The organism is Methylobacterium sp. CM6241, assembly GCF_054817845.1.
The window spans coordinates 3,370,511-3,384,779 of sequence record NZ_CM139246.1; the positions used below are offsets into that span (position 1 = coordinate 3,370,511).

The window sequence follows — 14,269 nt, forward strand, 5'->3', positions numbered from 1 at the left end:
GCAGAGAAGCGCCCGCAGGCCTCCAGCGCGCAGGCGGGTGACCGCCCGACGATCATGCAGAATGCACTGTCTCGCATCGCGGTTGAACACTCGGAACGCGCTTCCGCGGCGGTTCCCCGACATGGCGAGCCGCCGGTGGAGCGGCATCGTCCGCCGACACCCGAAACTGTGCATCCGCTGTAATCGTGCCCTTCAGGAAGGCCATGACGGCCCGGATGCGGGGCACGAATTGAAGATCCGCGTGAACGTTGAGCCAGAGTTCCCGGGTCGTGAATGCGCTCCCGTGCAGAACCGGAACGAGGTCGTCACGGGCCGTCACCGCAAAGCTCGGCAGCAGAACGAGGCCGAGCCCTCCGAGTGCCGCGCTCTTCTGCGCGATCATGCTGGTGGAGCGGAACACCGTCCGGGGCTCGTCGAGCACGTCGTCCAGCCAGCGGACGCAATCGACCTGTATGAGATCCTCGACGTAAGAGACGAAGCGGTGCTCCTTCAGCGCCCATAGATCGACGGGGCATCCATGCCGCGCGAGGTAGCTCGGCGCCGCATACAGGCCAAGCCGGAACGCTCCGATCTGCTCCGAGACCAACCCTCTCCCCGGTGGCTTGAAGAAGCTGAGGAAGAGGTCGGCCTCGCGACGGTTGACGTAGACGGTCTGAGCCGAGGTCACGAGGTCGATCATCAAGTCGGGGTGGCGGTCTCTCAAGCTCGAGAGGCGCTCGGCGAGGTACAGGGAGGCAATGCCTTCCATCGTGGCGAGCCGTACGCGCCCCCCGATACGGCCATCGCCAGAATGATCCTCGTGCCGGAGGGAGATGACCGCGCTCTCGACCTGCTCGGCATGCTGGAGCATGCGCTGCCCCATATCGCTGAGACGGAGCCCCGACGGCACGCGCTCGAAGAGTGCGAGGCCGAGGACGCTCTCCAGGTTCGCCAGCCTCCGGCTCACAGTGGATTGGTCGACCTTCAGGCGCTTGGCCGCGGCGGCGAGACTTCCGCCACGGGCCGCTCCCAGGAAGACCTTGATGTCGTTCCAGTCCAGGAGATCGAAGGTCTGCATGGTCGAAGCGGGCGCAAGATGTGCGCCAGTCGCCCCTGTGCGCCGGCCCGGACATCATCCCGGAGACATCCTGCAAGGCGCCTTGCAGAATTGCCCGCTTCGCAAGCCGATTCCACCACGTAACTTCGGCGTGGAAAGGGAAACCCCGATGCTTCCACGGTTCAAGGCCGCAGCAATTCACGCAGCACCCGTCTTCCTCGATGCCGCCGCGACCACCGCCAAGGCGGTCGCCCTGATCGAAGAGGCGGCGCGGGCCGGCGCCGCGCTGGTCGCCTTTCCCGAGACCTTCATCCCGGCCTTTCCGGTCTGGGCCGCCCTCTCGGCTCCCATCGACAACCACGATCTGTTCGCCCGCATGGCGGAGCAGTCGGTCCTCGTCGACGGACCGGAGATCGCGCGGATCCAGCAGGCGGCGCGGGCGGCAGGCATCTTCGTATCGATCGGCATCAGCGAGCGATCGCCCGCCAGCGTGGGCTGCCTTTGGAACGCAAACCTTTTCATCGGGGAGGATGGCACGATCCTCAACCACCACCGCAAGCTGATGCCGACCTATTACGAGAAGCTCATCTGGGCCTCGGGCGACGGGGCCGGGCTTAAAGTGGTGGAGACGGGGATCGGCCGCATCGGCCAGCTCATCTGCGGCGAAAACACCAACCCGCTCGCGCGCTATGCCCTGATGGCGCAGGGCGAGCAGTTCCACATCTCGTCCTGGCCTCCGGTCTGGCCGACGCGCCGGCCACAGGGCGGCGGCAATTACGACAACCTCGCCGCCAACCGCCTGCGCGCCAGTGCCCATTGCTTCGAGGCCAAGGCCTTCGGACTGGTCACGGCCGGCGTGCTGGACCGGGACGCCTACGACTTCCTGGCGGCGCGCGATCCGGGCGCCGCCGAGGTGCTCGACGGAACGCCGCGCGCCGCCTCGTTCTTCGTCGATCCGACCGGCACGCAGATCGGCGAGGCGCTGCAGGAGGAGGGGATTCTCTACGCGGAGATCGACCTCAACGCCTGCGTCGAGCCCAAGCAGTTCCACGACGTGGTGGGCTACTACAACCGCTTCGACGTCTTCGACCTCGCCGTGAACCGCCAGCGGCTCGTGCCCGCACAGTTCCGGGACGGTCCGGCGCTTGCGCCCGATCCGCTGCCGCCTGTGGCGACCGGCGCGTGACTTGCTGACGCCAAGCCGACACGCCCCGTGCATCCCTGATCCCGACCGAGTCCCAAGCACAGAAACCTTAGAGCACCCGAACAGACCCCTCGAAGCCAGACCGGAGAGACCCCTGATGCTCGATCGTCGCACGCTCCTCCTCGCCGGTGCCGCCGGCCTGATGCTGCCGGACCTGCGCGGTGCCCGCGCCCAGAGTCCCGCACAGATCGGCACCTTTCCGGAGGGGGTGGGCACGGATTCGGTGTTCGTGGGCCTCAACATGCCGTTGACCGGGGTGTTCTCCGGTGACGGCAGCGACCTCAAGCTCGGCTATGAGCTGGCCATCGCGCAGATCAACGCGGGCGGCGAGATCCCCGCTGCCTGGGGCCTCAAGGGAAAGGGCGTGCTCGGGCGCCAGATCCGCCACAAGATCGCCGACACCGAGGGCAAGCCCAACGTCGCGGTCCAGGCCGCGACCCAGTTCATCCAGCGCGACAAGGCAATCCTGTTCCAGGGCTCCGTCAGCAGCGCCGAAGCCATCGCCCTCGAGGAGCTCGCGAGCCGCGACAAGGTCCTCTACATGGTCGGCATCGCCGGCTCGAACGACGTCACCGGCAAGAACTGCCAACGCTACGGCTTCCGCTCGCAGCAGAACGCCTACATGGCGGCCAAGGCCCTCGCGCCCGTCGTCGCCAAAGCATTGGGCAAGAACCTCAAGGCCGCCTTCCTCGTCCCCGACTATACCTATGGCCAGACGGTCTACGATTCCTTCTCAAAATTCTCGAAGGAGCAGGGCTGGACACAGGTTCTGAAGGAGACGGTGCCCCTGGGCACGGCCGATTACAGCTCGGCGCTTCTCAACATCGCCAACAGCGGCGCCGATGTCTTCGTCAATATCTGCTTCGGGTCCGACGCGGTGGCCTCCACGAAGCAAGCCGAACAGTTCGGCGTCCTCTCCAGCATGAAGCTCGTGGTGCCCAACCTCTCCTCCTTCCAGGACAAGGAGGTGGGGCCCGAGCTGATGCAGGGCGTCTACGGCTCCTGCGATTTCTGGTGGACGCTGGAGGACCGCTATCCCCTGGCCAAGACCTTCGTCGAGGCGTTCTTTGCCCGAAACAAGTACCGTCCGCGCTGGGGCGCCCACATCGCCTACATGCAGACCTACCTCTGGGCGCTCTCGGTGGAGCGGGCAGGGGGGTTCAATCCTGTCGACATCATCAAGGTGATGGAGGGCTCGAAGTCCCAACCCTACGAGACCACGATCGGCCGCGTCTATTACAGGGCAGAGGACCACCAGATGGTCCGGCCGATCCCGATCCTGCGCGGCAAGGCGCCTTCGGCCATGAAGGGCCCGGAAGATTTCTACGAAGTCGTCGATCTCGTCGACGGCGAGACGGTGATGAACCCGCCCGACCTGTTCGGGTGCAAGCTCGGACCCTACACCTGAGGCACACGACCATGCCGAGCACCGCCGTCCTCCTTTCCCAGGCCTTCAACGGCCTCGCCCTCGGCAGCCTGCTGGCGCTGGTCTCCAGCGGGCTCACCATCATCCTGGGCACGCTGGGCGTGCTTAACTTCGCCCATGGCGCATTGTTCGCGGTGGGCGCCTACACCGCCTTCGTGATGATGCAGGCGACGCACTCCTTCGTGCTCGCCCTGCTCGGCGGCTGCGCCGTGATGCTCATCATCGGCTTTGCCATGGAGCGGCTCATCATCCGCCATTTCTATGCCCGGCCGGACGAGGACCAGATCCTCGTCACCTACGGGATCGGCATGGTGCTGGTGGAAGCCTTGCGGACCTGGTTCGGCGGCAACAGCCAGCGGGTGCCCGTCCCCTCCTGGGGTACCGGCGCGACGAAGCTCGGCTTTCTGGTCTACCCGACCTACCGTCTCCAGCTGATCGGCATCATCGCGGCGCTGCTGGTGGGCCTCTACCTTGTCCTGTACCGGACCTCGGTGGGACTGGTCGTGCGGGCCGGCATCGAGAATGCCGGCATGGTCGGCATTCTCGGCATCGACGTGCGACGCACCTTCCTCTTCGTCTTCGCGGTGGGCATCGTCGCCGTCGGCCTCGCCGGCATGCTCTACGCCCCCGTCGTCGCGGTCACGCCCGACATGGGCGCGAGCTTCATGGTTCAGTCCTTCGTGGTGATCGTGCTGGGGGGCCTCGGCTCCTTCCCCGGTGCCATCGTCGGCGGCCTGATCGCGGGCGAAATCATCAGCCTGACCAGTGCCTTCAACTCCGCCTATTCGGAGGTGATGCTCTACGGCCTGATGGCCCTCGTCCTGGTGGCGCGGCCGCAAGGGCTGTTCGGCACGGAGGGCCGGGTCTGATGGGCGTCCGTCCGCTGCGCAGAGCCTGGCCCGAACTCGCCCTCCTCGTCGTCCTCCTCACCGCGCCGATCCTCCTGCCGCCGCTCGGCTTCTCGCACGACCTGCTGTCGCGGGCGCTCAACTGGGCGCTGTTCGGCCTTGGCCTCGACATCCTGTTCGGGCTCGCCGGCCTGCTCTCCTTCGGCCAGGCGGCCTTCTACGGGGCAGGCGGGTTCGTCGCCGCCTATCTGCTGGTCTCGGGTCTGATCCAGAGTGTCTGGCTCGCCTTCCTGATCGGCACGCTGGCGGCCGGCCTGTTCGGCCTCGCGGTCGGCTGGCTCGCCGTGCGACGCATCGGCATCTACTTCGCCATGATCACCCTGGCCTTCGGGCAGATGGCCTATTTCATCCAGAACTCGCCGCTCTCCGACTATACCGGCGGTGAGAACGGCATCGCGGGGGTTCCGGTGCCGGTGATCGGCTTCGGGACGTGGGCCGTGCGGATCACCGCCGGCCTCCCCATGTACGCGCTCCTCGCGGCGACCTTCTTCCTCGGCTTCGTGCTGGCCCGGCGCATCGTGCACTCGCCGGTCGGGCTCATCCTGAAAGCGATCAAGGAGAACACCCCGCGCGTGGCCATGCTCGGCCACGACGTGCCGGCCTACAAGCTCGCGGCCTTCACCATCGCGGCCCTCTATGCGGGCCTCGCCGGCGCGATGCTGGGTTCCTTCCAGAGCTACATGCCGCCGGACGCCTTCGCGCTGGAGACCTCGGGCCAGCTGGTGGTGCAGACCATCGTGGGCGGGGTCGGAACGCTCGTGGGGCCCCTCGTGGGCGCCGTGCTCTGGCTGTGGCTGCGCGACAACCTCCAGCTCATTCCGGGCTTCGGCTCCCTCTGGAAGCTGATCCTGGGCGTAGCCTTCATCGGCTTGGTGATGGGCCTGCGGCGCGGCATCTGCGGAGAGATCCTGCATCGCTGGCAACAGCGCGGCGAGGCGATCCGCCTCCGCGCCGCGAAGGCACGCACGGAGGCGATCGAGGACGCCATCGCTTCGGGAGGTATCGTCGCGCCGGAAATCCCGGCCGAGGTCGCGCTGCCCATGCCACGACCGGCAGTGAACGGTCGCACCGCCCATGCGGAGATCGCATTGGAAGCTCGAGGGCTCGCCCGACATTACGGGGGCCTCAAGGCCGTGGACGGCGTGAGTTTCCAGGTCCGGCGCGGCTCGATCCATGCGGTGATCGGCCCGAACGGCGCCGGCAAGAGCACGCTCTTCAAGATGCTCTCCGACGAGGTGACCCCAAGCGCGGGATCGGTCCTGCTATTCGGCGAGCGGCTCACGGGGGCGGGCGTGACGGAGGCGACGCAGCGCGGCGTCGCCAAGAGCAACCAGCTCAACCAGCTCTTTCTCAACCTCTCCGTACGGGAGAACCTGCGGGTGGCGGCCCTCGCCAGGGCTCGCGGGCGATACCGTCTCGACCTTCTCGCCCCAGCCACGGGCCGGGCGGAGGTGGAGGCGCAGGTCGAGACCATGCTGAGCATCCTCGATCTCGGGATGCGGGCCGAGACGCGCGTCGGCATCCTGGCCTATGGCGAGAAGCGCCGGCTCGAGATCGGCATGGCCTTGGCCACCAGCCCCAACGTTCTCCTCCTCGACGAGCCACTGGCCGGCATGAGCCCCTCGGAACGCGTCGCGACCTGCGCACTCATCAGGCGGATCGGTCGTTCCTGCACGATCCTCCTCGTCGAACACGACCTCGATGCCGTCTTCGATCTCGCCGAGCGAATCACCGTCCTGAGCGAAGGGCGCCTTCTCGCGGACGGGCCCGCCGAGACCGTGCGCCGCGACCCGGCGGTGCAGAAGGCCTATCTGGGTGCTGCCCCGGACGAAGCCTCCGGCGAGGGAACCACGATCCTGGGAGCCACGCATGAGCCTGCTTGAGGTCGAGGGCATCAACACCCTCTATGGGGATTCGCACGTCCTCTTCGACGTCTCGCTCCGGGTCGAGGAGAACGAGGTCGTGGCCCTGCTCGGCCGCAACGGGGCCGGCAAGACCACGACGCTCCGGACCCTGATGGGCGCCCTCTCCCCACGTAGCGGCACGATCCGCCTCAATGGCAAACAGATCCAGGGATTACCACCCGAGAAGATCGCGCGGGTCGGCATGCAGCTCGTGCCCGAAGAACGCGCCATCTTCGGCACCCTCACGGTGGAGGAGAACCTGCGCGTCGCCCGCCTCACCGCACCGAAGGGCTGGTCCCTCGACCGGGTCTGGGAAGTCTTCCCGCGCCTGAAGGAGCGCCGGACGTCGCGGGGCCGGACCTTGTCGGGCGGCGAGCAGCAGATGCTGTCGATCGCCCGAGCACTCATCCGCGACCCCCGGATCATCCTCCTCGACGAACCGTTCGAGGGCCTGGCGCCGCTGATCGTGCAGGACCTGATCGCCCTCACGCGCCGCCTCGCCCAGGAGGGCCGGACGATCGTCGTGGTGGAGCAGAACGTGGCCGCGGTGCTCAGCTTCGCCCAGCGGGTCTACGGCTTCAACAACGGCCACGTCGTCTATGAAGGATCGGCGGCCGACCTTCGCCGCGACCCCTCGCCGATGCGCGCCTTCATGGGGCTGGCCGCATGAGGTCCACCGTCCGCCGAGGCAATGGCCCGGCCCCCCCTCTCGACCCAGGCGGTTTCCATGCGATCCTGAGCGTCCGAACCCCGTTCCGAGAAGGCGGTCGCTCGCGGCCGAATCGTTCATGCGCCGCTTCCGTCACGCCAAGATCGTCGCCACCGTCGGCCCCGCCAGCGCGTCGCCCGAGATGCTGCGCCGGCTGTTCCTGGCGGGCGTCGACACCTTCCGCCTCAATTTCAGCCACGGTACGCAGGCCGACCACGCGGTGGTCCATGCCGCGATCCGCGTGCTCGAGCACGAGGTGGGCCGGCCCATCGGCATTCTGCAGGATCTCCAGGGCCCCAAGATCCGCCTCGGAACACTCGCCGGCGGCCGCCTCGACGTGGTCCCGGGTGAGAGCCTCCGCTTCGTCCTCGATGGCGCCGAAGGCGGACGCGACGCCGTCCCCCTTCCGCACCCGGAGATCTTCGCCGCCGTCGCGCCGGGGCAGGACCTGCTCATCGACGACGGTCGCGTGCGGGTGCGTGTCACCGGCCTCACCCGCGACAGCATCATCGCCGAGGTGGTGATCGGCGGCACCCTCTCGAACCGCAAGGGCGTCAACCTCCCCGGCACGTTGCTGGACGTCTCGCCGCTCACCGCCAAGGACCGGGCCGACCTCGCCTTCGGGCTGGAGCTCGGCGTCGACTGGGTCGCGCTCTCCTTCGTGCAGAAGCCCTCCGACGTGATCGAAGCGCGCGGGCTGATCGGCGACCGGGCCGGCATCATGACCAAGGTGGAGAAGCCCCAGGCCCTGGAGCGCATCGACGACATCATCCGCCTCTCGGACGCCGTGATGGTGGCGCGCGGCGACCTCGGCGTGGAGATCCCGCAGGAGGACGTTCCGGGGCGCCAGAAGGAGCTGATCCGCGCCTGCCGCCTCGCGGTGAAGCCCGTGGTGGTGGCGACCCAGATGCTCGATTCGATGGTCTCGGCCCCGACACCGACCCGGGCCGAAGCCTCGGACGTCGCCACCGCGATCTATGATGGGGCGGATGCGGTGATGCTCTCGGCGGAATCCGCTACGGGAAAATTTCCCGTGGAGACCGTGGAAATGATGGCCCGGATCATCCATCGCACCGAGACGCACAAGCTCTACCGCTCGCTCATCACCGCCTCGGACCCCGAAGAGGAGGAAACGCCACCTCATGCCATCGCCTCTGCGACGGCCAGCCTCGCCGATGCGGTGAACGCCGCCGCCATCGTGGCCTACACGCTCAGCGGAACCACCGCCGCGCGCATCGCACGCCGGCGCCCGGAGGTGCCGATCCTGGCGCTCACGCCGGACCTCGAGACCTCGCGCCGGCTCTGCCTGCTCTGGGGCGCGCACAGCGTCCAGGCCGCGGAGGTCACCACCTACGAGGAGATGGTGGCGGGCGCCATCGACCAAGCCGTGAAAGAGGGCTTCGCCAAGCCCACGGATCTCGTCGTCATCACCGCCGGCATCCCTTTCGCCGTGGCCGGTACGACGAACAACGTCCGCATCGCTCACGTGCCGTCCGCATAGGCCGTATCAGCCGGAGCGCGCGACGACGGTCCGAACAAGGGGCACGCCTGGCGACCCGGCCCAAACCCGGCCGGTTAGCCCGCAAGCCGCGCGATCCTTGCGTCGGACCGGTCTCTACGGTTCTGTGACGATCGATGCGACAAACTCCGGGACGGGCAGCCTACGAGCCGGATAGATCGTGGCTCGCTGCGTCGGCCTACGACGAGAAAGATTTCCATGCGTACGACCGCGTCTCTGGCCCTCGCCGTCCTCATGGCGCTGGCGCCGCTCGCCGCCCGGTCCGCTCCGGATGACACCGTGCTCGCAGCGGTGAAGGCGCAGGACGGCCCGTATCGCGAGACGCTGAAGGGGTTGGTCGATCTCGATAGCGGCACCGGCGACGTGTCCGGCCTGTCCAAGGTCGAGGCGCTCCTGAAGGCTCGCCTCGAAGCCTCGGGACTCGTAGTCAGCACCCGCAACGCCCCCGTCTTCGGCGGAAACACGGTGATCGGCACGCGATCGGGCAGCGGCACGCGCAAGATCATGCTGCTGGTGCATTACGACACCGTGTTCGGCACGGGCGACGCTGCCAAGCGCCCCTATACCGAGCGCGAAGGCCGCGCTTATGGACCGGGTGTCGCCGATGCGAAGGGCGGCATCGCGATGATCCTGCACCTCCTTTCCATCCTGGAGACCTTGCGGTTCGACGGTTACGGTACCCTCACGGTGGTCTTCAATCCCGATGAGGAGCGCGGCTCGCGTGGGTCGCGCGACGAGATCGCCAGGATCGCCCGCGATCAGGACGTAGTCCTGTCGTTCGAACCCTCCTTCGCCGAAGCCGGCGTCGATGCCGTCACCGTGGCGACGAAGGGCATCAACTACGCGAGCCTCACCGTGAAAGGCCGTGCCTCCCATGCCGGCGGCGCGCCGGAAGCCGGACGCAACGCGGTGGTCGAACTCTCCCACCAGATCCTCCAGCTTCAGGATCTCGGAGACCCAGCCAAGGGGACGAGCCTGCACTGGACCGTGGTCCATGGCGGCACCAAACCGAACATCATTCCCGATGACGCCAAGGCGGAGGGCGACATGCGCTACTTCGTGCCGAGCGAGTACGACCGCGTCCTGTCCGAGGGACGGAAGATCGCCGAATCGCATCGCGTTCCCGATACGCAGGTGACCTTCGATCTCGCAAAAGGCCGCCCGCCTCTGCCGAGCAATCCGGGGACGAAGGCCCTCGGGGAACGCGCGCGCGCCGTCTATGCCGAAATGGGTGCCGAGCTCATGCTGGCGGAGATCGGCGGGGGGACGGATGCGGGCTACGCCTTCCAGCCGGACAGCCCGGCGAAACCCGCTATCCTCGAATCCCTCGGCATCGTCGGGGGCCGCTATCACAGCACGGACGAGTTCGCGGTCCTCGCCAGCATCACGCCGAGGCTCTACCTCGCGACCCGCCTGTTCATGGAGGTGTCGAAGGAGGCAGGGCGCTGATCGTGACAGGTCAGCGTGTCGTGCCCGGATCTTCGCCCAGTGAGATCGTGCGCTCGACCACGTGCTCCAGCGGCGCGTTCTCGGCCGTGAGAGTCATGCGAAGCTTCAAAGACCCGCCCGGCACCTGACCCTCACGGGCCACACGCTCAATCTCACGCTGCGACGTCACTCCGACTTCCTTCAGGAACTTGCGCAGTTCGATGTTGAAGCGATCCTCGTCCATGACGTGTTCCTCCGTTTTGCCCCGATAGAGGCGATGGGACCGGTTATGACCCGGCGGGTCCGGATAGGCTCATCCCTCGAAACGGGATGTGGGCCGGGCCGGGATGCTGGCCCGGCGAACCGAGGATGGTTCAGTTCCAGATGTCGCTCAGTTCCAGGTGTCACTCAGTTCCAAGTGTGGAGCAGAGCGCGCCAACCATCGCCATGAGGCTCCAGAACATTCACCCAATTGCCCCCATAGCTCTGTGACTGACCTCCCTCTCCCGGTCCGGTCAGCTGCCAGAGCCCGGCGAGGATGACGGTCTCGCCCCTCTGCGTGGTGTCCTGGACCGTGATCTTATGGTCCTTGAATCCCTTCGCCTGCAGGTCGGCGAAGAAAGCGGAAATCTTGTCCGCTCCCTGGACGGGCGAGCCCCCCGCCGGGATCACCTTTCCCTCGTCGCTGTAGAGCTTTCCCAATGCGGCGGTGTCGCCCTTATTGAAGGTCTGATCCCAGAGATCAGCGATCGCTTGGCCTTGTAAACTCATCTCTTCTCCATCCGTTTCTTCGACGGTTCAGCGAGCACATATCGAAGCCGTGGTGCCCAGGGCCAAATGCCCGCAGTCCCGTCCTTGCCTTCCCGCGCGTTCCGAGCCGGCGATGCGGAATGTAGAGCGCCGTTCACCGAAGGGGATGGCCTCCGCCGGTTCGGAGGTCGGATGGAGGTTGGTTCCGGTTCCGCATCAACCCCAGCCGTCGATCGAACCTCGCCTAAACCTCAACTGCGGGCGACGCCGTGGATCGCCCGACATGGCCTGTCGGGGCTGAGGGCCCGGTTCGGCGAGACCGACCGACGTCGCGAATTCCCTCGACCGCTCGCATTGCCGTGCCACGACACCGACGATGAGTGGCGGCACCGATGACACAGGCTCTGCCATGCGGTGACGTCACTGCCTGCCGGCCTAAGAAAGCTCGTGCGTTCGGCGTGCGAACTTTGCATACGATTCCGAATGGCAGGTTCGAGCGTTGCCCGTTCGCGGCCCTCGGCCGGACCGCCCCAAGGAGTCCCTGATGGGCATTTTTCAGAACCTGCTCGAACGCGTCACCGCCTATGTCGGCGACAAGACGCTGATGTATGCGGCCGTATCCGCAGCCTCGAACGTCATCGTGGCCGACAGTGAGGTGGACGAGGCGGAGGTCGAGGTCGCACTCGCGGCCATGCGGGCGAATCCCATCATCGAGAAGGGATACGATACGCTGATGCTGGAGGCGGAACTGTTCGACGGGATCGCGCGGGCCCGGACCCGCGTCGGGCGGGCGGACAATCTGAGCCGCGTGGCCGCCATCGCCGACAGGTCCATCGATCAACGAAACGGGGTGTTCCTGATCGCGGCCGATGCCGCCGATCACGAGGGGATCAGCGACGTCGAGCACATCGCTCTCGATGAAATCGCCGCCGCCCTTCTGGTCGACAAGGAGGCTCTGCTCCGGCTGGCTCCGGTGAAGCCGTCGATCCCGTCGTAACCGGGGCGATGCGTCCTGCATGGCCGATCTAAGTCATCGATGCGAACCGGCACATCGAAGGGTGTGTCCGGCGGGCGACACCGAATGGTTAAAATCATATTAACCATTCATGACGACCACACGTTAGAAATCCTTCGACTATAGAGCCGGCATCCAACCCTTGCCGGTCATTGCCATGATCCTCGCTTCCCGCAACATCGTCAACGAACACCGCGAGATCGCCGCCATCGCGATCACCTACGGAATCTTTCTCAGTGGGATCATGCTCCTCACTTGGACTATGGCCTGACGCCGTCCACAGCGAGCCGGGCCCCTGTGTCCGGCTTCGCCCACGGCCTCGGAATCTGTGCCGGCACGACGGACGCAGCCTGAACTTGCCCTCGGGTCAAGCAGTGCACTGACGTCGTACGCCGGGAGCGCAAACCGAATGCGGTCTTCGTCAAGGAACCGATGAGCCTTCAAAGATGTTCGTCCATCCAAATTGGAGGAAATGAATGTCTGACAGCGCTTTAGCTTCGGTTATCGTCCCGTCTCTCCGGGCGGCTCGCTCGGCGAGGGAGCGGTTGGCACGTGCCGGGTTCGCCCGCAACAGCGTGGATATCGAACGCCACGGCGACGAATTCGAAGTGTCCATCAGCACGAGGACTGAGAATCTGGAGCGCGCTCAGAACATCCTTCAGGGCAACCCCGTGGTCGGCGATCTTCGCGATGCGGGCTCACGTGCGCTCGGCGCCTTCCACGATAACCGGCCGCTCGCGCTGGGCCTCGCGGCACTGGCGGGCTTTGCCATCTTCCACGTCTCGAAGAGGCGGTGAAGCCGAGGCCGAACGCGCCAACGAACGGGCGAGCCCGGTAGTCGCAAAGCGGGCAGATGGGCGCCGTTTTGCTCCGGGCCGAAGTGGCGGTTAGACTGACCACCATGAAACATGAACCGATCCGCCGGTTTGTCATCGTGTGCCGTTTCGGCGCGGCGGTGCTCGGCGGATTGTCCATAATGATGTCGACCACCGTCTTCGCTCAGTCTCCGTCACCGGCAGTTGCGGTAAACAACTGGGCGGACCTTCGTGCGACGTTGGCGTCCTGCTGGTCGGTCCCGCCGGATACCAGGGGATCGCTGATCGCGTTCCTGTTCGGCATCAGCAAGACGGGTGAGCTGCGTGGTCCACCTCTCGTCACGGCGCGCCGCCTCCAGGGCGATCAGGACGCCAGGAAACGGTTCGAGGAGGCAGCGAGGGATGCCGTGAACCGTTGCTTTCCCATGACGGTGACGCCGTCCTTCGGAGCCATCCTGGGCGAAAGCCCCATCCGCCTGCGCTTCGTCAATACGCCGCCGACGGCGGCCTACCAGATCAACAGCAACATAACGATCTTCGCACCACCCTAATCGCGCCGCATCGGGGCGGAGACGGTGTGCTTCCGATCCGTCGCTGTTTCATGAGCCGGAATGGCTCGGAACAGGCGACAGCGATAAGCGAATGCAAAAAGGGCCGCCTCGCGGCGACCCCTTCGTTTCCTCATACCGTTTCGGCTCAGTAGCCGTAGTAACCACCGTATCCGTAGCCATAGGCCGGCGCGGGAGCGTAACCGCCGTAATAGCCGACGGGGCGGCCATAGCCGTAACCGTCGTAGCCGTAACCACCGTTATAGGCTCCGGCCGCGATGGCTCCGGCAGCCAAGCCAGCGACGCCGAGGCCGATGGCGGCACCAGGACCGATGCCGCGACGGCCATATCCGTAACCACGACCGTAGCCGCCGCCGTAGCGACCGTAACCACCGCTGTAACGGCCATAACCGCCGCGATGACCGTATCCACCGTGGCCGCCGAAGCCACCATGACCGTATCCGCCGCCATGGCCCCAGCCACGGGCTTCCGCAGGTGCCGCCGCGAGGAGGGCACCGAGGCTGACGGCCGCGGCCGAGAGGAGTGCGAGCTTGCGCATTCGAAACATCCTGTTGTGAGGTATGCCCATCAACGGACCGGGCGCCCGGCCGTTCCCATCGGCCCCTGGGCGCTGGCGACGCAGGCCGTCGAGACGCCTCTAGGACCATCGGGATCGGCTATCCCGTTTGCCCGCATTGCCAAGGAGAACCGTCATGAAAGTCGTCGCGGATCTGTGCATCGTCCCCATGGGGGTCGGACCCTCGGTCTCCTCCTACGTGAAGGAGATCAAGACCATCCTCGAGACCAGCCACCTCAACGCCGAGATGCATGCCAACGGCACGAATATCGAGGGCGAGCTCGCCGACATCTGCCGGCTCATCGAACTCTGCGAAGAGAAGCTGAGCCAGCTCGGCGTTCAGCGGGTCTTCTTCACCATGGCCTTCTCGTCGCGGCGGGACAAAGAACAGTCCATGGCCGACAAGCTGACGGCCGTTTCCTGATCCGTT

15 protein-coding genes are annotated in these 14,269 nt (G+C 66.3%); 11 read left to right on the plus strand and 4 right to left on the minus strand.

Features of this window, described 5'->3' with window-relative positions:
• Positions 1-52: 52 nt before the first annotated feature.
• Positions 53-1,057, minus strand: a complete 1,005-nt coding sequence (locus tag ACYQR9_RS15780; protein ID WP_461227229.1) for a LysR family transcriptional regulator — start codon at positions 1,055-1,057, stop codon at positions 53-55.
• 148 nt (positions 1,058-1,205) lie between these two features.
• Here ACYQR9_RS15780 and ACYQR9_RS15785 point away from each other — a divergent pair, with 148 nt between their 5' ends.
• The 7 genes from ACYQR9_RS15785 (at position 1,206) to ACYQR9_RS15815 (ending at position 10,155) form a co-directional block, all read left to right on the plus strand.
• Positions 1,206-2,222 (plus strand): carbon-nitrogen hydrolase family protein, encoded by a 1,017-nt coding sequence (locus tag ACYQR9_RS15785; RefSeq protein WP_461227231.1) that lies wholly within the window; start codon positions 1,206-1,208, stop codon positions 2,220-2,222.
• A 112-nt stretch (positions 2,223-2,334) separates the two neighbouring features.
• Positions 2,335-3,648, plus strand: coding sequence for a substrate-binding protein (locus ACYQR9_RS15790; protein WP_461225406.1), 1,314 nt, complete (start codon positions 2,335-2,337; stop codon positions 3,646-3,648).
• A gap of 11 nt (positions 3,649-3,659) precedes the next feature.
• Positions 3,660-4,535, plus strand: coding sequence for a branched-chain amino acid ABC transporter permease (locus ACYQR9_RS15795; RefSeq protein WP_056434011.1), 876 nt, complete (start codon positions 3,660-3,662; stop codon positions 4,533-4,535).
• Positions 4,535-6,457, plus strand: a complete 1,923-nt coding sequence (locus ACYQR9_RS15800; RefSeq protein ID WP_461227233.1) for a branched-chain amino acid ABC transporter ATP-binding protein/permease — start codon at positions 4,535-4,537, stop codon at positions 6,455-6,457. Before ACYQR9_RS15795 ends, ACYQR9_RS15800 begins: the two co-directional genes overlap by 1 nt.
• The gene (locus tag ACYQR9_RS15805; RefSeq protein WP_461227235.1) at positions 6,444-7,148 is read left to right on the plus strand and encodes an ABC transporter ATP-binding protein; all 705 of its coding nucleotides are present in this window, start codon (positions 6,444-6,446) and stop codon (positions 7,146-7,148) included. The genes ACYQR9_RS15800 and ACYQR9_RS15805 overlap by 14 nt, the downstream gene beginning before the upstream one ends.
• A gap of 118 nt (positions 7,149-7,266) precedes the next feature.
• Positions 7,267-8,688 carry a pyruvate kinase gene (gene pyk / locus ACYQR9_RS15810; protein WP_461227237.1) on the plus strand — a complete coding sequence of 474 codons (1,422 nt, stop codon included), beginning with the start codon at positions 7,267-7,269 and terminating at the stop codon, positions 8,686-8,688.
• 216 nt (positions 8,689-8,904) lie between these two features.
• A complete protein-coding gene (locus ACYQR9_RS15815) occupies positions 8,905-10,155 on the plus strand; it encodes a glutamate carboxypeptidase (RefSeq protein ID WP_461227239.1) in 1,251 nt (416 codons plus the stop codon).
• Between the two features lie 10 nt (positions 10,156-10,165).
• Here ACYQR9_RS15815 and ACYQR9_RS15820 read toward each other — a convergent pair whose 3' ends face one another.
• Entirely contained in the window at positions 10,166-10,378 is a 213-nt protein-coding gene (locus tag ACYQR9_RS15820; protein WP_056434031.1) for a DUF6494 family protein, read from the minus strand.
• A 164-nt stretch (positions 10,379-10,542) separates the two neighbouring features.
• The gene (locus ACYQR9_RS15825; RefSeq protein ID WP_461227241.1) at positions 10,543-10,905 is read right to left on the minus strand and encodes a YybH family protein; all 363 of its coding nucleotides are present in this window, start codon (positions 10,903-10,905) and stop codon (positions 10,543-10,545) included.
• A gap of 523 nt (positions 10,906-11,428) precedes the next feature.
• Here ACYQR9_RS15825 and ACYQR9_RS15830 point away from each other — a divergent pair.
• The 3 genes from ACYQR9_RS15830 to ACYQR9_RS15840 all read left to right on the plus strand — a co-directional run bounded on the left by ACYQR9_RS15830 (position 11,429) and on the right by ACYQR9_RS15840 (position 13,265).
• Positions 11,429-11,881: a tellurite resistance TerB family protein gene (locus ACYQR9_RS15830; protein WP_056434039.1), complete on the plus strand. Its 453-nt coding sequence runs from the start codon at positions 11,429-11,431 to the stop codon at positions 11,879-11,881.
• Positions 11,882-12,444: 563 nt separating this feature from the next.
• Positions 12,445-12,696: a hypothetical protein gene (locus tag ACYQR9_RS15835; protein WP_244477934.1), complete on the plus strand. Its 252-nt coding sequence runs from the start codon at positions 12,445-12,447 to the stop codon at positions 12,694-12,696.
• 179 nt (positions 12,697-12,875) lie between these two features.
• On the plus strand, positions 12,876-13,265 hold the full coding sequence (locus ACYQR9_RS15840) for a hypothetical protein (protein ID WP_246747979.1): 390 nt from the start codon (positions 12,876-12,878) through the stop codon (positions 13,263-13,265).
• A 145-nt stretch (positions 13,266-13,410) separates the two neighbouring features.
• Here the strand turns inward: ACYQR9_RS15840 and ACYQR9_RS15845 are convergent, their stop codons facing one another.
• Positions 13,411-13,821, minus strand: a complete 411-nt coding sequence (locus ACYQR9_RS15845) for a hypothetical protein (RefSeq protein WP_056434050.1) — start codon at positions 13,819-13,821, stop codon at positions 13,411-13,413.
• A 154-nt stretch (positions 13,822-13,975) separates the two neighbouring features.
• On the opposite strand from ACYQR9_RS15845, the gene ACYQR9_RS15850 reads away from it, so the two are divergent.
• Positions 13,976-14,263: an MTH1187 family thiamine-binding protein gene (locus ACYQR9_RS15850; protein WP_056434053.1), complete on the plus strand. Its 288-nt coding sequence runs from the start codon at positions 13,976-13,978 to the stop codon at positions 14,261-14,263.
• Positions 14,264-14,269 lie beyond the last annotated feature (6 nt).